At 68.2% G+C, this 17444-nt stretch carries 16 protein-coding genes; 7 read left to right on the forward strand and 9 right to left on the reverse strand.

Annotated features, from left to right (window positions below):
- Window positions 1–20: 20 nt before the first annotated feature.
- Both AB0L45_RS30045 and AB0L45_RS30050 read right to left on the reverse strand, forming a co-directional pair.
- Window positions 21–461, reverse strand: coding sequence for a MarR family transcriptional regulator (locus tag AB0L45_RS30045; RefSeq protein WP_365845435.1), 441 nt, complete (start codon window positions 459–461; stop codon window positions 21–23).
- A gap of 503 nt (window positions 462–964) precedes the next feature.
- Window positions 965–1489 carry a DUF6790 family protein gene (locus AB0L45_RS30050; protein WP_365845437.1) on the reverse strand — a complete coding sequence of 175 codons (525 nt, stop codon included), beginning with the start codon at window positions 1487–1489 and terminating at the stop codon, window positions 965–967.
- Between the two features lie 56 nt (window positions 1490–1545).
- On the opposite strand from AB0L45_RS30050, the gene AB0L45_RS30055 reads away from it, so the two are divergent.
- Together AB0L45_RS30055 and AB0L45_RS30060 are read left to right on the forward strand one after the other, a co-directional pair.
- Window positions 1546–1965, forward strand: a complete 420-nt coding sequence (locus tag AB0L45_RS30055; protein WP_365845439.1) for a MarR family transcriptional regulator — start codon at window positions 1546–1548, stop codon at window positions 1963–1965.
- Window positions 1966–2362: 397 nt separating this feature from the next.
- Window positions 2363–3409: a hypothetical protein gene (locus tag AB0L45_RS30060; protein ID WP_365845441.1), complete on the forward strand. Its 1047-nt coding sequence runs from the start codon at window positions 2363–2365 to the stop codon at window positions 3407–3409.
- Between the two features lie 118 nt (window positions 3410–3527).
- Here the strand turns inward: AB0L45_RS30060 and AB0L45_RS30065 are convergent, their stop codons facing one another.
- Window positions 3528–3725 (reverse strand): DUF1918 domain-containing protein, encoded by a 198-nt coding sequence (locus tag AB0L45_RS30065; protein WP_365845444.1) that lies wholly within the window; start codon window positions 3723–3725, stop codon window positions 3528–3530.
- 365 nt (window positions 3726–4090) lie between these two features.
- On the opposite strand from AB0L45_RS30065, the gene AB0L45_RS30070 reads away from it, so the two are divergent.
- Window positions 4091–4531 carry a VOC family protein gene (locus AB0L45_RS30070; protein WP_365845446.1) on the forward strand — a complete coding sequence of 147 codons (441 nt, stop codon included), beginning with the start codon at window positions 4091–4093 and terminating at the stop codon, window positions 4529–4531.
- 139 nt (window positions 4532–4670) lie between these two features.
- Here AB0L45_RS30070 and AB0L45_RS30075 read toward each other — a convergent pair whose 3' ends face one another.
- Complete coding sequence (locus AB0L45_RS30075; RefSeq protein ID WP_365845448.1) at window positions 4671–5900, reverse strand: MFS transporter; 1230 nt, start codon at window positions 5898–5900, stop codon at window positions 4671–4673.
- Between the two features lie 36 nt (window positions 5901–5936).
- Entirely contained in the window at window positions 5937–6359 is a 423-nt protein-coding gene (locus tag AB0L45_RS30080) for a MerR family transcriptional regulator (RefSeq protein ID WP_365845450.1), read from the reverse strand.
- 175 nt (window positions 6360–6534) lie between these two features.
- Between AB0L45_RS30080 and AB0L45_RS30085 the strand changes: the two genes are divergently transcribed.
- The 3 genes from AB0L45_RS30085 to AB0L45_RS30095 all read left to right on the forward strand — a co-directional run bounded on the left by AB0L45_RS30085 (window position 6535) and on the right by AB0L45_RS30095 (window position 10289).
- On the forward strand, window positions 6535–7314 hold the full coding sequence (locus tag AB0L45_RS30085; RefSeq protein ID WP_365845452.1) for a methyltransferase domain-containing protein: 780 nt from the start codon (window positions 6535–6537) through the stop codon (window positions 7312–7314).
- Window positions 7315–8411: 1097 nt separating this feature from the next.
- Window positions 8412–8936 carry a hypothetical protein gene (locus AB0L45_RS30090; protein ID WP_365845454.1) on the forward strand — a complete coding sequence of 175 codons (525 nt, stop codon included), beginning with the start codon at window positions 8412–8414 and terminating at the stop codon, window positions 8934–8936.
- Between the two features lie 786 nt (window positions 8937–9722).
- A complete protein-coding gene (locus tag AB0L45_RS30095) occupies window positions 9723–10289 on the forward strand; it encodes an SUKH-4 family immunity protein (RefSeq protein WP_365845456.1) in 567 nt (188 codons plus the stop codon).
- 1224 nt (window positions 10290–11513) lie between these two features.
- Here the strand turns inward: AB0L45_RS30095 and AB0L45_RS30100 are convergent.
- From AB0L45_RS30100 to AB0L45_RS30110, 3 genes are all read right to left on the reverse strand, one after another.
- Window positions 11514–12275: a MerR family transcriptional regulator gene (locus AB0L45_RS30100; protein ID WP_365845458.1), complete on the reverse strand. Its 762-nt coding sequence runs from the start codon at window positions 12273–12275 to the stop codon at window positions 11514–11516.
- 294 nt (window positions 12276–12569) lie between these two features.
- Window positions 12570–12842: a hypothetical protein gene (locus AB0L45_RS30105; protein ID WP_365845460.1), complete on the reverse strand. Its 273-nt coding sequence runs from the start codon at window positions 12840–12842 to the stop codon at window positions 12570–12572.
- 44 nt (window positions 12843–12886) lie between these two features.
- Window positions 12887–13402, reverse strand: a complete 516-nt coding sequence (locus AB0L45_RS30110) for a hypothetical protein (RefSeq protein ID WP_365845462.1) — start codon at window positions 13400–13402, stop codon at window positions 12887–12889.
- Between the two features lie 1127 nt (window positions 13403–14529).
- On the opposite strand from AB0L45_RS30110, the gene AB0L45_RS30115 reads away from it, so the two are divergent.
- Window positions 14530–16260 (forward strand): hypothetical protein, encoded by a 1731-nt coding sequence (locus AB0L45_RS30115; protein WP_365845464.1) that lies wholly within the window; start codon window positions 14530–14532, stop codon window positions 16258–16260.
- A gap of 639 nt (window positions 16261–16899) precedes the next feature.
- Here AB0L45_RS30115 and AB0L45_RS30120 read toward each other — a convergent pair.
- Window positions 16900–17358 carry a hypothetical protein gene (locus tag AB0L45_RS30120; RefSeq protein WP_365845466.1) on the reverse strand — a complete coding sequence of 153 codons (459 nt, stop codon included), beginning with the start codon at window positions 17356–17358 and terminating at the stop codon, window positions 16900–16902.
- Between the last annotated feature and the right edge of the window lie 86 nt (window positions 17359–17444).

Raw genomic sequence — 17444 nt, forward strand, 5'->3', positions numbered from 1 at the left:
CACGGAGCAGCAGAGCCGGGTCAGGGAGAGTGGGGCGGTTCGATCCGGGAGGCGAGTTGTTCCAGGAATTCATGGAGCCGCGCCTGCTCTGCGGCACCCAGCGGCGCGAGGATCGACTCCTCGACACGGTCCATGGCCTCTTCGAAACCCTGGATCAGCTCGGAGCCCGCTGGAGTGACATGCACCCGACGGCTGCGCGTGTCACCCTCCTGCGTCTGGCGCTCTACGAGTCCGCGCCGCTCAAGTCCGGCCAGGAGCCGCGAGACGCTCGGCGCACTGGTGCGCATGGTCCGCGCGACGTCACGCTGAATGGCATCCGGGTTCTTCGACAGGTACGCCAACACGGCACTCTGCTCGTGCGTGAGGCCGCGTTCCCGTATCCAGTCATCGGCGATGCGTCGCTGCCCCCACACAACCCACCGCATCAGCTCCAGCGTGCTCTCACGCTTCAATCCCTCCATGGTTAACACGCTAACTGTTGCAGCGCTAACAAACAAGTCCTCTTGAGCTCGGTGCGGTTCGTTTCGAGGTAGGGGATGCCTGGGGATACGTTGACAGGCGTCTGGGTAGGCAGGTCTTCTTCCTGATGAGGCGTGGAGATCGAGTCCACCCCGAGCCCGCATAGGCACAGCAGCTCGCCCCGCCGCGAGCCCGCTGAAGCGCGCCGACCGGGGAGTGCGTACCGTGCCGGGCCTCAGCGCGGCGGCCGGCGGTCGGCGGCCGGGGCCAGGCAGTGGGCTCGATGTCCCACCGCCCAACGTCGCCGGCCCGACTCCCATCTCCACGCCCCGCCACGCCACGCCACGTCCCGCCACGTCCCGCCACGGCGCACCACGCCGCCGAGCCCCCGCCCGCCAGGCACTCGCCACAGCGGGCCGACACCGGACCCGCAGGACCTCGGCGCCGTCGACGTGCTGTCGACGGTGGGGCGCGTGCCGCCATGGCGAGGACAGCCCGCACGGTGTCAGGCGGTGACCGAGCCGGCCGGCCGGGGTGTGACAGCCAGGCGCCGGGACCGCACGGCCAGGATGATCATGACCGCCGGGATCAGGAGGTCGTTGACGAGGACGCCGCCGGTGTTCCCGGGAGCGTGGTCGCCGTTGGCGAACCACTGGTAGAGGTGGCCGACGACGGCTCCCCACAGGAACATGCCGCCGCCGAGTCCGATGGTGATGCGCTCACGCGGCGAGGCCGAGGCGGCGCGGAAGCCCATGACGGCCAGCCCGAGGTTGGCGAAGGCGATCTCGAACATGAAGGGCGTCCGGTCGAAGCCGATCGCGGTGGCCATGACGTCCGGGAAGACGAGGAACGCGACCGTCATCCACAGGCTGCCGATGCCGAAGGCGCCGATGGCCCACCAGCGCTGCCAGATCTCCAGCCGTTCTCGGGGTGACGCGACGCGGCGGGCCCGCACGAAGGCCCCGACCGCCGGAACCAGGATCCAGACCACGGGGAAGGCTGACTGGGTGAGGTAACTGACGTTGTCCATGACACCAGTCTTAACCCGTTAACATTAACCAGTCAATACTTTGCTATGCTGATGCCGTGGACGAAGGACTCGCAGACCTGCTGCACCGTGTGGTCATGCTGCTGGGCGAGGCGGCCCGGCAGCGCACCGACGACCGGGACGGCCTGACCTACAGCCAGATACGGCTACTGGGAACGCTGGAGGACATCGAGCCGGCGACACAGCACCAGCTGGCGCAGGCACTGTCGGTGTCCGACCCGGCGATCAGCCGGGCGCTGCGACCGCTCGAAGCGGATGGCCTGGTGCAGGTCACGATCGACCCCGCACACGCGCGCCGGCGCCTGGTCAGGCTTACCGACGCCGGCCGGAAGGCTTTCCACACCGCCGGAAAGCCTCTCTACGACGAGTTCCGCGCCAAGCTCATCGAAGCCGGCTTCCCCTACGAGCGCTACCTCGACGACACTCTTCGACTGGCCGAACTCCTCAAATCCTCCTGAGAACACCTCCCTCCCCGTCCTGCCACCCGCCGACCTCACCCCGTATGTAGACACCAGCACACCGCGATGCCAGGACGGCGGCGCAACTGCCCGGCGCAGCGCCGGTAACGGTCCGCCTGCTGCGGACGGGCGTGCTGGCCGTGGTTACGGGCCAGGACCTCTCGGTGGTTACGGACCAGAGACTCTCGTAGTTACGGGCCAGAGCCTCTTGCTCGGTGGGCCGCGCACTGACCACACAGTCGCCTGCCCACACAACACATACAGGCCGGTCACTGCAGCCTCGCCCGGACCGTATACGCGCAGGACATCAGGAGCCCCTGGCGTTTTGGGCGAGAGTCCTGCGGAGACAATTGCAACGCGGGGGCAACACGCCTGCTCGCGGAGGACCATCGTCGCCATGGGGGTCGAACGCGCAGGTTCCAAGGACTATCTCTACTACGCGCCCGACTGGATCTGGCCGGCCAATCACGAGGGCTGTATCAAGTCGCTCCTGCTGTTCTTCGACGGGGTGGCTCTCTCCCTGCCGGCGGATCTCGCCGCCGAGACGCTCGACCGGAGCCCGGACCTGGCCCAGCCGCTGCACGACCAGGGCCTCCTGATCAATCTCGACCCCCACACCTGTCTGAGTCCCGAGGCGGCCTCCACGCTGGCGCGCGGGCTGACCGACTGGCTGGAGAGCCGGCCACGCCGACGGCCCCCTGATCCCCATGCCGCAGCGGCGATCGCTTCACTGCATTGGGCCCGACACTGGTCGACGAACCCGGAAGCGGAGAGATTCATACAGGTGATGAGGCGTCAGGGTTTGACATTCCGGTCTGCCAACGGTCTTTGGCACATTGACCAGGACGTCCGCCTGATGATCCTGATGGCTTATTGCCGGGCACTTCACCGCGAGATGCAGGCGTCAGACATCACGCTGCAGCCCGTGATGAGAGATATGCAGAGCTTTCCGGGATCCGTGGGGCCGGCATTTCGGGACCTTGAGCGTCCCGCTCAGAAAGGATGGCGCCGTAATCAGGTGATGCACCGTGTGATCCGCGCCGACTGGCGTGAGGTCGGCGTCGATCTGTCAAGGGTTCCTCTTGGCGAGATCCTGGACTTCCGCAACCGCCATGGGGCCGACTATCGCGCCTATGCGGAGGGCCTGCGACAACTCGTGAGGGCGTCGGAAGAGATGTCCGACACTCAGTTCGCGGCAGCTCTGCGTGATCGCAGTGAGCAGATCGAGCACGCGGCCGCCGAGCTGCGAAGGTCGCTCAGAATGGCCTTCGGCCACACCAGTGCAGCGCTCATCTTCTCGATCGCAGGGGCCACTTGGACTGCTGCGCAGGGAGACGTCTCGGCAGCGCTGCTGGCTGTGGCCAGTGCCATCGCCGCCACCACGCGCCCACCACGCCCGGTAACGGCATACTCCTACCTCTACCACATGAAGAAGAGATACTGACCGAGTTCCCCGTCGCAACGCGCAACCTTGCAGCGATGCCAAGGTACTTACGTGCAAGTCGGCCCACGCAAAAGGCCCGCCCGATGGATGGGCCCTGCTGAGGCGGAAGAGTGGCGCGCTAGTTGGATGCGGTTCCGCTGCGGCGAATCACAGAGCCGGGCCCAGGACTCAGAACGGCTTCGCGCCCGTCCTCGAAACGCACGCGATACGGCGGCTCCCCCTGGTTGCCGAGTACTTCAATGATCTGCACTTCTCGACCAGACCCTGAACCGGTTTGATCTCCTACGACAAGCCGGTCACCGATTTTAGCGTGCACTGGGTGCCCCTCTCCGCCGTACGGGTGAACCTGCTGAGTCCTACTGTGGCACGCTCACAGAACGCCAGGTGACGCATTGCGCGAACCGTACGAGTGAATTCTCCTTGCCTCGCAGAGAAAGGTTCCAGGGCCGTCCCTGACGGGTCTCGGAGGAGGAGCCGGGGAAGGGAAGCGGTTGGCCACCCTGCGGCCGAACTGCTGGGTGAGGTCACAGGGGCAGGTGACATCGTTGCTGCCGACTCGGGCGGCATCGAGTGCGGCTTTTCTGAGTTCGGCGGCCTACGGATGTCGAGAACGTGTCACCGGCTCCGTCCCAGGGACATCAACGGCCGCCGCGGCCGCTCGAGGAAGAAGGAGAAACCCGCATGGCGATTCAGCGGATGGACAATGTCGGCATCGTCGTAGAGGACATGGATGCCGCCATCGCGTTCTTCGTGGAGCTCGGTATGGAGCTGGAGGGCAGGGCGGAGGTCGAGGGCCTTTTCGCCGATCGGTGCACCGGGCTCGACGGCGTCCGCTGTGAGATCGCGATGGTCCGGACCCCGGACGGTCACAGCCGGCTCGAGCTGGCGAAGTACCACAGCCCCGCGGTGATCAGCGCCGGGCCACGCGACCGGCCGCACAACATCCTGGGCACGCACCGCGTCATGTTCGCCGTCGACGACATCGAGGACACCGTTGCCCGCCTGCGCCCTCACGGCGCCGAACTCGTCGGCCAGATCGCCCGGTTCGAGGACAGCTGTCTGCTCTGCTACGTCCGCGGCCCGGAGGGCATCATCGTCGGACTGGCCGAGCAACTGCGCTGAGAAGGAGGAACCGAACCATGCGGCCGGACGAGATCGGCGAGGCTCTGAACCGCCCGGTCAGCCAGGAGCTGCCGGCCCGTGACATGACCCATCTGCCCTATGTCGCCGAAGCTGGCCGTCCCGGGGGCATCCGCCGCGGTCAGGCATCCGCGCGCTCCGGTGCGGGAGCGACACGGGCGGTGTGCCGGTGGGTGGGGGCCGAGGGAAGCAGCGTCAGCGCGAAGGACAGCGCCATCGAGACGGTGGCCGCCAAGGGCACGTACCGGATGCCGACCGTATCGATCACGGTACCGCCGAGGGCTCCGGCCACTCCGGTGCCCAGGTAGAGGCCGGAGATGTTCAAGGCGAGCGCGGTCATGCCGGAGGCCGGTCCGGCCGCCGTGAGGATACTGCCCTGGATGGGCGGGTTGAGGCCCCAGGCGAAGACGGCCCAGCAGCCGATCACCCCGGCCAGCACGTACGGACTGCCTACCCCGCTGAAGCCGAGGGCAGCCGCCAGGCCCAGCGTGACGGCATGGCCACCGATCACCAGCCGCAGGCTGCGCCGTGGCCCCCAGGCGTCGGTGATCCGTCCCGCCAGCAGTGCTCCGGCCAGGCCCGCCGCCCCGACGAGGAAGAGCAGGAAAGTCAGCAGGCCGTAGGAGTTGGAGGCGGCCTCGGCCGTGTAGGCGCCGAGGTAGGTGTAGAACATCAGGCCGCCGCCGGCTGCCAGGAAGGTGACCGTGACCAGCCGCAGCACGGCAGGACTGCCCAACGGTGAAAGCCGCCGGCGCAGCGGGGCCGGTTCACCGCCCGGTACGTACGGGGCGGTCACCAGCAGCCCCAGGGCTGCGACGCCCCCTACGGCCGCGATCAGCCAGAAGGTGGCCCGCCAGCCCAGCACACCTCCCAGCCAGGACCCGGCCGGGACGCCGGTGAACAGCGCACTGGTCATCCCCGCCGTCACCACCGCCAGGTAGCGGCCCTGTGCCCCGGCCGGCGCCCCGGCCGCCGCGGTGGCGAACGCCGCGGAGGTGACCACCGCCGCGCACAGAGCGGCCACGATACGGGCTGCCATCAGCCACCAGTAGCCGGGCGCCAGAGCGGCTGCCACGTTCGCCAGGACGAAGACGGCCAGCGTGCTGACCATGACCGTCCGGCGGGGCAGCCGCTCGCACACCATCGCCAACGTCGGCGCGCCCAGGGCATACGCCACGGCGAAGGCGGTCACCAGCTGCCCGGCCGCCGCGACACTCACCCCCAGGTCCGCGGCGACGGCCGGCAGGACTCCGGCGATGATGAATTCGTCCGTGGCCGTGGCCAGCAAGGTCAGGAACAGGACGGACAGCCAGACTGGCAGCCCGGGCTTGTTTTCAGCGACAGCTTCCATGGGGCTGCACGTTAAGTACTGACACCGGTGTCACCTTCAAGCCGCGGAGCCTGCCTCGGCCTGGCGCAGGAGTTCACCGAGGTCCACGTCCGGCCGGCCGGCGCGCAATTGCGCGATGCGCTCGATCAGCTCGGCCCGGTAGCGGGCCAGCTCTGCGGCCTTCGCCTCCACCACGGCCAGGCGCTCCTCGTACATCGCCAGGACCTCGGCGGGACTGTCCTGGCACGCCAGGAAGTCCGCTGTCTTCATGTCCAGGCAGGGCGCCACCTGGCGGATGTCCTCCACCCGCAGCCCGGCCGCGAGCAGTTCTCGTACGTTCAGCACCCGGTGCACCGCGCGCTCGTCGTAACTGCGCCATCCCCTGCCCGTCCGCTGCGCCTCCAGCAGCCCCTGCTGCTCGTAGTAGCGGATCGAGCGTCGGCTCGCCCCCGTACGCTGCGCCAGCTCCCCGATCTGCATAGCCCCTCCCCGTTTCACTGGTGCGGCCACTCTACGAACTCCCGAACCGCCTACGCGGACGCGTCACTGGCAGCCACTGCCGGCCCCCGCGTTCTGCACGAGCGGGTGCTCGTGAGCACGGCCGGAAACGATCACCGAAATCCGGTTCCGGGGCCCCAGGCACGATGATGGGCAGATGGCTGTCAGCTCACGTGCTCATGCGTTCAACGCCGCTGCCGCCCAGTACGAGGCGAGCCGCCCTTCGTATCCGCCGGCGCTCCTCGACACCGTCGAGGCGTTCCTGCGGCGTCCTTGGGCGGAGGTCCGGGCCGCCGATGTCGGCGCGGGTACGGGCATGGCGACCGCGCTCCTGCGCGAACGGGGCGCCGAAGTGATCGGCGTGGAACCGGGGGAAGCAATGGCTGCCGAGTTCCGCCGGGTCCTGCCGGACGTACCGATCGTCCGCGGCGACGGCAACCGTCTGCCCCTCGCCGCTGCCTCCCACGACCTCATCACGTACGCGCAGTCCTGGCAGTGGACCGACACCAGCCGTTCCGTCCCGGAGGCACTACGGGTCCTGCGACCGGGCGGTACGCTCGCCATCTGGTGGAACACCACAACCTTCGACGTCCCATGGATCCGTGCCCAGCACCAGCGCATCGCGCAGCACTGCGGGGTACCCGCGCGCTCCGCAGTGCGTCCCGACGACGACGAAGCCGTCCGGCTCGCCGGCCTGACCGGGCTGCAGGTCACGCGCCGACACATCCGCTGGCAGCGCACCGTCTCTCTCGACACCCACCTCGCCAACATCAGCAGCCGCTCCGCCTTCCTCGTCCTCGGCCAGAGCGCGAACCGCGCCTTTCTGACCGAGGAGCGTGAACGGCTGCGTGAGGCATTTCCTGAAGAAGTGGTGGAAGAGGCCTACGTCGTTGATCTCTTGCTAGCTGCTCGCCCGCTGGTCCCTGACGTGGGCTGATCTTGGCGCTCCTTCGCCTCAAGGGTCCGCCTCGGGGAGGTACGACCTGGTCGATGGGGCTGGCCTCGCGAAGGCGGCGGGCAGCAGACGGGTACGGTCTCTGGGCGAACATCGGCTGGAGGGGGGACGGCATCAGCGCCCGCCCCATTCCCGTCGTAGCGTCTCCGCGACGACTTCCGAGCGTGGCGCTCCCACCGGCCCTGGTCATCCGGCCGGCTCGTGTGTTCGGCTCGTGCGTGCGGCTCGTGCGTGCGGCTCGTGCGTGCGGCTCGTGCGTTCGACTCGTGTTCGGCCAGCCCGATCCGCACGGTACGGCGTTACCTCACCCCTGATCAGGAGTTGCGCGCCAAGGACCGGTTGCTGAGCCCAAGTCCGTGCAGGCCAACTTCGGGGTGACGCTCGCCGATGACCCGATCGCGGATGCCAACTCCGAGACGGCCGAGCTCTGTGGCGGGCCGTGCGAAGCGTGCGTTCCACCGGGGCAGACGTCCGGGTGAAGGCCCTTGACTCCGCGCTGGCCCGATGACTGGCTCCCGGCTCCCGGCTCAGCAGGGTGGAGCGGTACGCGGTCGAAAGTGGCGGGAAGGCGGCCTTTCCGCAGCAGGCTCTGGCCGCGATGCGCGTTCCCAGGCTTCTCGGCCTGCTGGTCCCGGCCGGCTACGGCGGCCTGCACGGCGCCGTCCCCCTTCTTGGCCGTCTCCGAGCTGATCGCCCGCCGTGACGTGTCGGCCGGCATGGTGTGCGTCGTGGTGTTCGCCATGCACGGTGACCAGCTGGACGTACAGGTTCTGGGTTCTGCGAGGCTGGATGTTCGTGAGGAACATCAGCAGCATTGGGGCAGGCCAGAGGCAGCAAGCCAGTGAAATCCGTCGCCGGATGCTGAATGGTCGGCTGCCGACGTTCTCCTTCGGGGTTGAAGCGGCAGCTGTTGTTGTCCTCGCTCTCTCGTCAGGTTCAGGGGACGGCGAGGTGGGGCAGAACGAGTACCCCTCCCCCATACGGGTGAGTGGGAGATGCAGATCTCCATCCTGGGCCGCTCCGAAAGCTCATTCCCGGCACCGACGTTCTGACGGGGACACGCCGACAGGATGGTGCACATGACCACCGCTGCGCTCGATCCCGCCGTTCCGCCCCCGCCCCGCTGGGCAATCCGGGCCGCCCATGTCGCCGCGCTCGTCACCCTGCCGACCGGGATCTGGCGCCTCCTGCTGGCGGCCGGCCACCCGGCGGGGTACACCGACGTCGGCTATGCGGCGATGGGCGTCACCGGCTGGAGCACGGTGTACGTGATCGGCCTCAGTGTGGCCGGCGAGGCACTCGCACTGCTCACACTCGGCCTTGTCCGACCCTGGGGCGTGATACTCCCGCAGTGGATCCCTCTGCTCGGCGGCCGCAGGGTCCACCCCATGGCGGCCGTCGTCCCGGCCGGCTTCGGCGCGCTGGCGTTGACCGTCCTGTGGCTGCCGTTCGTCGCCTGGTGGGCGATTCCTCACCCTGACATGACCACACTCGGCAACATCATCGTCGGATTCCTCTACCTGCCCCTGGTCGCCTGGGGGCCGCTGCTCGGCGCCGTCACCCTCTCGTACCACCGGCGGCGTCGCGCGGAGCGGCCGGAGTAGCTGTCGCCCGAGGACTGCGGAGCGGACACGGCAGGCTACGGGCCTGTCGCGTTCCGCTTCCTTCTACCGGCCTTCGTCCGTGCCAGTTGCTGTAGTCCGTCGGGAGTTCCGCCAGCCACCGCCGAACGCGAGCGGCTGAGGAAGATTGCCTACGGCCACAAGACCGAGCAAGCGCTGCCGGCGCCTGGGTGCACAGATCGTCCGGAACGCGGCGCGTTCAGCCGCGTCCTCGACAGGCTGGAGCCCAGCGAGCGGCCAGTGGTCCTAGTCCTCGAGCTACCGGGCATCGGGCCTGAACTGCGGCGACCCAACCCGTCGGCGTTGGGACGCCGTTGACGTCCCGTGAGCGCGCGTGAGGTGCAAGGTTCGCCGTCTGGTGACCGAGCAAAGGCGTCGTGCCACCCAACGCCACAACGCCCGAGGCCGGGTTGCGGCTCCCCGAGGAAGGCGCCGCATGATGAGCCTTCGTCCTGCTTCTCCTGTTGCTCCTGCTGCTCGCCGTCGTCACGCTGCTCGTCGGCTTTCCCCAGCTCAGGCCTTGCTCGGCTCCAGCCGGATGTGGCCCTCGCCTCCCCCTCGTCGAGGGCGGGAGTGTCACCGCTCACCGGCGCCGTCTCACTGTCGGTGGCGACCTGGCGCAGCGTGGCATCGGCCGCGTGCCCGGGGGCTCCCAGCCTCGATGGCCGAGGTATGTGAATGATGATGTGATTCACGGGCGGTTCAGACGGGCCGAGGCCAGTGTTGACCGCCCGCGCAACTCAGCAAGCACAAAGGACCGGGCATCGCATGACGACCATCGACAGGACAACGCTGGAAACTCGGTTCAGTGAGGAGGAGCTGGTTACCTGGCCAGAGGAGGAGCTGGGAGGAATCGAGTGTGAAGCCAGCCGCCGTTTCCTGCGGGAGGTGGGGCTCCCGATTCGCGCCAACCCATGGTTCGACTTGATCGACCGGTCCGACCCGGAACTCAAGGCGGTCGGCGCGTGCTACGAGGACCTGAATGTCCGTTGGGGAAACCTTCCCGCCAATGCGGCGGACTGGGTTCTGCTCGGCATGATCCCGTACGACGACATCGCCCTCGACGTTGCCACCGGTGCCGTCCTGTGCCTCCCCCAGGACGAGGAGAATGTCTACCCGCTCAACAAGGACCTGTACTCTTTCGTCCATTCCCTGTACCTGCTTGAGGTCGAGCGTCCGCACTACGACGAGGAACTTGCTGAAGACCTCGATCCCGAGGGAGCCTGCGAGCGTTTGACCGAGCAGATGCGAGAAATCGATCCGGCGGCTCTGGACGTCCCTCACTCTCGTTGGCATGACATCCTGGAATGGGTATCTGACCCGGACGCCAGGTAACCCACAGCGAGTATCGAGTCCATGCCCGGGTTCAACGACGTCTTCTACGGTCGCCGACGCCGCGGCCTGTATCCGTTCCGGGAGTTCTGCCTCGCGTCTGCGCACGAACGCCTGAGGGCCGGAGGCGAGGCAAGGCCTCGGCCAGAACTTCCGCTGCCTCCGATCGCGGCACCACCAAAAGCTGTCGCTCTGTCTGGTTCTCGCCCACCCCGTGTCCGGGCCGGGCGAGAACTGGACAGGCCGCCCGGCCGCACCGTCTCCCACGCCTTAGCGACGGATCTGCCAGCCCCGGCCACAATCAGGTGGTCCGGCCAGGTGCACCGGGGCGAATGGTTTTCACAGCGAGCACCGGATCGAGTGGCTCCACCAGGTGAGTGGTGGCTATGGCCACCAGACTCTCTGGCGCATCACCTGTCAGTATCGCGTTCACGTACTCTATGGCCTGCGCGGGCGACAGTCCCGGCAGCCTCTGACGCAGGGTCCGTACCGCGGGCATGCGTCCGTACGTCGCGGCGGTTCCGCGTACCACGTCGTGCAGATCGTCCACTGCGGTACGTACTGGCAGGCCCCGTATTCGGGCCCGGTAGTCGGTCTCCCACTCCCCGGTGACCGCGGAAACCACACCGATCTGGTGCAACCCTCCGTCGACACGGTCGACCAGATACGGTCCGTTGCCGGCCAGCGCGAACGGCCCCCGGCGACAACCCATCGGCGCTCATCCCCCGCGTCCCGCGCGCCGTTCACATGCACGGCGTCTTCTTGCGCGACGCACAGTCGGATTACGACGGCAGGTACGAGAGGGACGGCGGGCGCCTGGCGTCTGGCGCCTGGTCTGGGCCGTAGCCCAAGCCCTCAGGCTCGATCTCGTCCGCACAGTGGTCGTTTGTCTACGGTTACGTGTCCCCATCGAGGGTGAACTGGCCGGTCTGGCAGTCGTGGTGCACGGTGCAGCGGCAGGGCGGCAGAAAGAATTCTTCTGTGGCCCATCCGGCGATTGTGGGAGCGAGGGTCACTGACAGCGGTGCCGACGGTTGGTGGAGCAGTCAGGCGAACGGCTTCGGCCGGCAGCCCGAGCCATGTCGTCGCATAGAGAAGGCCGGTTGGCTGCGTCAGTGGAATCCGGTTCTGGCTCACTGAGAGCTTGCTGGCCCTGCGTCGGCGGAACGGGTGAGGGCCCGGCCCGGCAGGGCCGCCGCACCCCCGTCGCGGCGGCCCGGTCCCGGCTCAGTGCAACCGAGTTGCGGCGTACGCCTCGATGGCAGCCCGCTGGTATGCGGCCAGGCCCGGCGCGATCGACTCGTACGCCGCGTGCCAGTGCTCGTTCTCCACGCAGCAACGCCCGATCGCGCAGTACTCTTCGGCGGTGGCTGCCCGGCTCTGGGCCAGCGTCCGGTACTGGGTGTCGATCTCGGCCTGCACCGCATCGGCGTCAGCGGGCAGGCCGGTGGCCAACAGCTCGGCCAGCCGGATCATCTGCGCCGTGCGCTCGCGCTCGTCGGCATCGATCGCGGCCTTGCTCAGCGTTGCGGTACGCCGCTCGACGGCCCCGGTCAGTTCCGGGAAGCCGTGCAGGGCCTTCATGCACTGGGCAGGCCGGATGCCCTCGAACAGGTTCTCCGGCCGGCTGATGCTGATCATGTCTGTGCCGTCCTTCCTGGACTGTTCCAGTTCGGTGATCGTGCGGGCGACGGTGCCGGCCAGGGCGTCCAGCCGGTCGCGCTCGGTGAGCAGCCGACGGTGGTGGCCCCGCAGGGCCTCCAGCTCGTCGACTTGCGCGGCCAGGATGCGGCCGATCTCGGGCAGTCCGAGGCCCAGTTCCCGCAGCACGAGGACCTGCTGCAGCCGCAGCAGTTGGCGCTCCTCGTAGTAGCGGTGGCCGTTGGCCCCGATCCAGGCCGGCGGCAACAGGTCGATATCGTCGTAGTGCCGTAGTGTCCGGGCCGTCACACCCGACATCCGAGCGATCTCCGCGATCGGCCAGGCCATCGCCGCCTCCCTCACACGTGCTTCACCGGGCCGGAATCGCCGGCCCTGCCCAGGACGGTAGAGGCTTCCGTTACGGCAGCTTCAAGCCCAGCTCTCAGGCTCCCAGCTCGTGCGCCTATCGGCGGCCGCCTGGATGGTGATCACCGTCGGCCTGCTCGCGAGAGCCGGTGCTGTCGCGACTCGTGAGTACCGTCGGGGTATCCGAGGCGATCTTGACGGTGTTCTCGGCGCCGTACGCGAGGACGGACGGGGCGGGTACGCGCAGCGCCTGGAGGTGTTTGCCGAAGGGCACCGCTAGTCCCTGGAGGAGTTGCTGCGTACGTACCGGGCGCACAGATCGGGCAGAAGGGGCAGGTCGGGCAGCGCATCCTCGTCGTAGGCCGGTGCGTGCTCGTCGGCCAGTGCGGGAGGCTGATCATTGGCGAAGGGACGAACGGCGAGCAGCGAACGGATGGAGGCAGCCCGTCCCTCTGCGCAGCCGGTGGGGAGGTTCAGGGTGGGAACGAAGACCTTCGCGTGGTGAGACGTGCGCGTAGGCACCTTCACCACACCGGAGGTCTTCGTCATAATCAAGCCCTGTCAGTGTGCAGCAACTCCCGTGATCATTGCACCTAACCAGTGACCTTTACGGTCCATTCGCATTCGCTGATGATTTGAAGCTGGCGAGTACCCGGCGTGTGCTGCTGGATACTGCCCTTGCCGGTCTTGCCCATCTCATTGACCAGCTTGTCGTTCTTGTCGAATACGATGAAATTGCCCTTACCGTCGACAGCCTTCATGGCTTCGGTGCAGTCGAAGGTGTAGGACAGCGTCCACTCGTTGCCGACCTTGAACGTGCTGGTGTTCTTGATGCCAGAACCCGTGAGGGAAAGCACTGTGGTCGGCTTGGCCTTGGGCGTGGGAGCGGGGGCCGCTTTGTGAGACGCCTCCGCCTTCGCCGAAGCCGGTGCGCTTGCGGCCGGCTTGTTGCTGTCGCTCTTGTCGTCACTCCCGCAGCCGGAGGCGGCGGCAACGATCATTATGGCGGCGAGCGAGCCGCCGATCCCCCTCTTGAAACGACCGTTCTTCTTCTCGGCCGGCTGCTGCCGGACCGCCTCCGGGCCATCCTTCGGATGGAAGTTGGACACCCTCGTCCCCTATTCATCTGCGAATGCGAAACCCCTTGGTTTCGCATGGTGCCCACCGTGACCTTGAAGTCCATCCCGCAGCTTCCGGGCGATGGGCCAGTGCCTTTGTCTGGCGTCTGGCGTCTGGCGAATCAAGCCAGAAGGGCGTTTTCACTAACCGCTCCGTCTTGATCCGCAGCTCCCGGTAAGGGAAGCAGGCCGTGCTTGCGACGACCGCACTGCGGATTGCAAGCGCGGGCAACCGTTGGAGGTCCATGCACGTGGCGCCAGCTGACCAGGTGCATCGTACCGAAGGTCAGCACCTAAGTCGGCGGCGGCCCTGCGAGTGCGCCGACGGCGAGCCATATCCGGCCCTTCCTCGACGGGATTCGTCAGGCAGTCGGCATTGGGATTTCGCATTGGTGCGGCTCGGTTGGAGTGATGGTTCGGACAGGTCTCTTCAGGTTGTGGGCGGTTGCCACAGCCAGCGGAGGACATCGGGGAGCAGGACTCCGCCGTGGTTGGGGCTGTGGCCGACCTGCTTGCAGGAAAATGCGCAGCGGTTTCCGGGGGTGTCGGGGATCAGGGCCGGGTTATGGGTTTCCGTTCAGCATCTGCGTGAAGTGGAGAGGCAGCAGATCATCACTCGCCGGAATGTGTCCGGGCGCATCCACGCAGCGGTGAAGGCGCAGTTGTCGCCGCTACTGCCGCCGTAGATGCCCCACCTACCGCTTCGTGGTGCCGGGATAGGAGGCGGTTGTCGATCAGATGGTGGTAGGTACCTACGGCGGCTCTGGGGGTTCGCTGCCAGTTGTTGCCCGAGTGCGGTGTTGTGATGGTGGTGGTGGGTGGGGTGGCGGTGTGGAAGCCGGGTGGGGGTCGGCGGGCATGGGCACTCGGCAGCCGGTTTGGCGTGGTACGGCGGGTACGAGGCCTCCAGCAGCCGGTCGGCGGCGGGGCGACGGCTCATGGGGGCGGTGGGGGGCGGTGCGGGGCGGGGTGGTACGGCCTTGGCGGTTCCCTTGTCCGGCTTGCGTGGGGGTGGGTGTGCGGGGCCCGAGGTGCACCGTGCGAATGTTTGTTACCGGTACAACTCTTCGGGCTGCTGTGGTGTCTGAACTCGTATGAGCGTTAGAGAAACAGGAGTTGTGCCCGGGAAGTGGCAGCGCGGGGTCCGCGCGGGGCTGGTCGTCGTGCCGACGCTGGCCGGCCTGGTGCTGACGATCGGTGTGAACGGCGCGGCGGCGCAGTCGCAATCGCCGTCGCGGTCTCAATCACAGGCGCAGTCACAGTCGCAGACGCAGGCGCAGGCGCAGTCGCAGTCGCAGTCGCAGATCCGGGTGATGCACGCTTCTCAGGCCTATTACCTTCCCCTGGACAGCTCCGTGCGTCCCCCGGACTTCTCCTATTCCTTCGCGGCCGGTGGCAGTGGCAGTGATGAGGAGCGCACGCTCAAGGACGTCAAGGCGGTGATCGACGCCTCGGACCTCAAGGGCAAGGCGGAGTTGCAGACGCACAACAGCAGTTGCACACTCGCCGATTACGTCGCCACCTGCTCGCTCGGTGACTTCTACCAGCGGACCGACCTCGCGCCGTTCACGCTGAAGCCCGCGGCCGGGGCGAAGAAGGGCGAGACCGGTGCCGTCCGGCTCACCGTCACCAGTTCCAACGCCCCCGCGGTCCACCACACCACTCGGTTCGTCGTGGGGGCGCCCAAGCTGACGGCGCGCCAGTTCAAGCCGCTCGACCAGGTCGCTCCGGGGGCCGAGATCTCGTTCCGGCCGGCGTTCGGCAACAGCGGGGAAGTGCCGCTCGACGAGGGCGTGTCGCTCCAGGTGACCGCATCCGGCGCGACGCTTGAGGCGCGGTACGGCAACTGTCGGTACGACCGGCTCGACGCGCCGACCATCGCCCAGTGCGACTTTCCCAAGGGGCTGCCGGTCGGGGCCGCACGCGAGGTCGCCGACGCGTTCAAGGCCAAGGTCGGCAAGACGGCGATGGGCGGCAGCATCGGCGTGTACCTGTGGGGCGTCGGCAGCCCGCCCGAGTACCTCGGCCTGGACGCGAAGGCCCCGCACGGCACCGGCGCCCCGCTGACACTGCGGTCGGCCGACGGCAGCGGTTTCGGCGCCGACAGCGCCCATCTGGAGTTCCGGACGACGCAGACCTCCGACCGTAAGGCCGTCGGCTTCACGATCAAGGGCAAGGTCGGTCACGTGGTGACCACCCAGGTGCCGTTCCCCGTGACCGCCGGACCGGGTACGGCGGGCGGTGCCGCCCCACGCGCCGCGAGCGCGTCCGCGGGCGACCAGATGCGGCTGACGCTGCCCGAGGGCACCACGCTGGTCCCGCTCGGCCCCGACGAGCAGGACGAAGCCCTGTACTGCGCGTACGACAAGGGCGGCGAGAGGGACCGCAAGGCGGTGTGCCCGTTCGGGCCCGACGGTTTCGGCACCAAGCTCCGGGTCCGTATCGACAAGCGGGTCGAGGGCGCGCGGGGCAGCATCACGGTCCCGTACGACCCGGCGACGGACCCGGACGAGAAGAACAACACCGCCCCGATCCTGATGGCGTACACGGATGCGGCCGGGCCGGACGGGGACAGCGGCGCCACGGCCGGTTCCGGAACCGGGGCCGCTGACTCCGGAGCCGAGTCCGCCGATTCCGGCGAGGACGCACAGGACGCTGGGAACGGTGGCCAGGGCGGCGCTGTCGCACAGTCGTCGGGCGGTACGGGGGCCGGCGGCGCGCTGGCGACCACTGGCGCGGATGCCGACCCGGTGCGGCTCGGCCTGGCCTCCGGAGGCGCGGTGGCTCTCGGCGCGGTCCTCACGCTGGCCGCACGCCGCCTCCGAGCCGTACGCGCCACGGAGGCCTGACCGGCCGCCGGCCGTTCGCCGCGGGGTCGTCCCGGCACCGCGGCGAACGCCGGACGCGACGCGCCAGTCCCTACGCTGTCGTTTTCGGCGCCGCCTCTGTACGGGGCGTGCAGGCTGTCGGCGGCCGGCGTCTGCTGTGACCGGATGCCTACGCTTTTGCAGCCAATCGGTCATTTACAGGGCACCGTACGCGCACATTCCCGCTCTGAACTTGCCTCATGGCTTTGAATCCCACCTCTCCCACCTCTCCCCCAAGCGCCGGCCCCGCCGATGCCTCCGCCCCCGTATCCGCGCCCGCCCGGTTCGGTTCCCCACTCCTCAGGGGACTGCCCCGTGCCGTCACCACCATCGCCATCGGAACCGTCGCCGGCGCCCTCTCCGCCTACATCGCCATCGCCGGTGACGGGGACGGGAAGACCGTCGATGCCGCTTCCCGCCTGGCCTCCGGTTACCTCCCGTACGTGGTGATCGTCTTCGTGCTCGGCAGCACCGCCCCCAGCGCCGTGCACGCCGTGACCCGGGCGACGCTCTCCCAAGTGATCATGGTCCTGGCGTACTACACGTGGAAGCCGATGATCTCCTTCAGCCGGACCCCCACCATGGCCACGCATTACGCCCAGCAATGGCTCCTCGTGGCACTCACTGCCGTCCCGCTGGCCGCGCTCGCGTCCTACGGGATCCGGCGAGCGCTGAAAGCTCTTGGTAGACACGCACGGCGTAATTGCCAGGGGTGAGGAGGGTGCGGGGCGGGTCGCTTTCGAGGCCCAGGGTGGAGACCAGCAGGCGTCCGGAGGGGAGCGCGAGGCCGGCTTGGGTGACGTGATCTGCCTGCCGCATTTCCGCGTCGTCATCGGCCGGCGGGGTGCGGCGCACGTCGACGGTGACGGGGACAGTGAAGGGGCGGGCGACTCCGATGCCGATGACGCCGGGAGCGGTGTTGATCCAGTCCTTCGCCAAGGGGCCGAACCATGCGGGATCGGGTTCGCCCAGGTCTGCGTTGTCGTCCTGGACCAGCAGAGTGGAGTAATGGGCGAGGACGTCGAACATGTGGTGGGAGAGCAGGTCGGGGTTGTCCGGGGGCGGTGGGGTGGAGTTCATGTGGACGTCGGCTCCGTCGGGCAGGGGGTACGAGGTCTGGGGGCGGGGGCCGCGGAGGCGGATGGCATGGGCCTGTGCAGGGGCAG

Origin of the sequence: Streptomyces sp. NPDC052496, assembly GCF_040679095.1 — a bacterium.
Classification (GTDB): domain Bacteria; phylum Actinomycetota; class Actinomycetes; order Streptomycetales; family Streptomycetaceae; genus Streptomyces.

Excerpts from the sequence above, each read along its gene's own strand:
- AB0L45_RS30045 (WP_365845435.1), bottom strand. The coding sequence starts at position 461 with ATGGAGGGATTGAAGCGTGAGAGCACGCTGGAGCTGATGCGGTGGGTT.
- AB0L45_RS30050 (WP_365845437.1), bottom strand. The coding sequence starts at position 1,489 with ATGGACAACGTCAGTTACCTCACCCAGTCAGCCTTCCCCGTGGTCTGG.
- AB0L45_RS30060 (WP_365845441.1), top strand. The coding sequence starts at position 2,363 with ATGGGGGTCGAACGCGCAGGTTCCAAGGACTATCTCTACTACGCGCCC.
- AB0L45_RS30070 (WP_365845446.1), top strand. The coding sequence starts at position 4,091 with ATGGCGATTCAGCGGATGGACAATGTCGGCATCGTCGTAGAGGACATG.
- AB0L45_RS30075 (WP_365845448.1), bottom strand. The coding sequence starts at position 5,900 with ATGGAAGCTGTCGCTGAAAACAAGCCCGGGCTGCCAGTCTGGCTGTCC.
- AB0L45_RS30080 (WP_365845450.1), bottom strand. The coding sequence starts at position 6,359 with ATGCAGATCGGGGAGCTGGCGCAGCGTACGGGGGCGAGCCGACGCTCG.
- AB0L45_RS30085 (WP_365845452.1), top strand. The coding sequence starts at position 6,535 with ATGGCTGTCAGCTCACGTGCTCATGCGTTCAACGCCGCTGCCGCCCAG.
- AB0L45_RS30090 (WP_365845454.1), top strand. The coding sequence starts at position 8,412 with ATGACCACCGCTGCGCTCGATCCCGCCGTTCCGCCCCCGCCCCGCTGG.
- AB0L45_RS30095 (WP_365845456.1), top strand. The coding sequence starts at position 9,723 with ATGACGACCATCGACAGGACAACGCTGGAAACTCGGTTCAGTGAGGAG.
- AB0L45_RS30100 (WP_365845458.1), bottom strand. The coding sequence starts at position 12,275 with ATGGCCTGGCCGATCGCGGAGATCGCTCGGATGTCGGGTGTGACGGCC.
- AB0L45_RS30105 (WP_365845460.1), bottom strand. The coding sequence starts at position 12,842 with ATGACGAAGACCTCCGGTGTGGTGAAGGTGCCTACGCGCACGTCTCAC.
- AB0L45_RS30120 (WP_365845466.1), bottom strand. The coding sequence starts at position 17,358 with ATGAACTCCACCCCACCGCCCCCGGACAACCCCGACCTGCTCTCCCAC.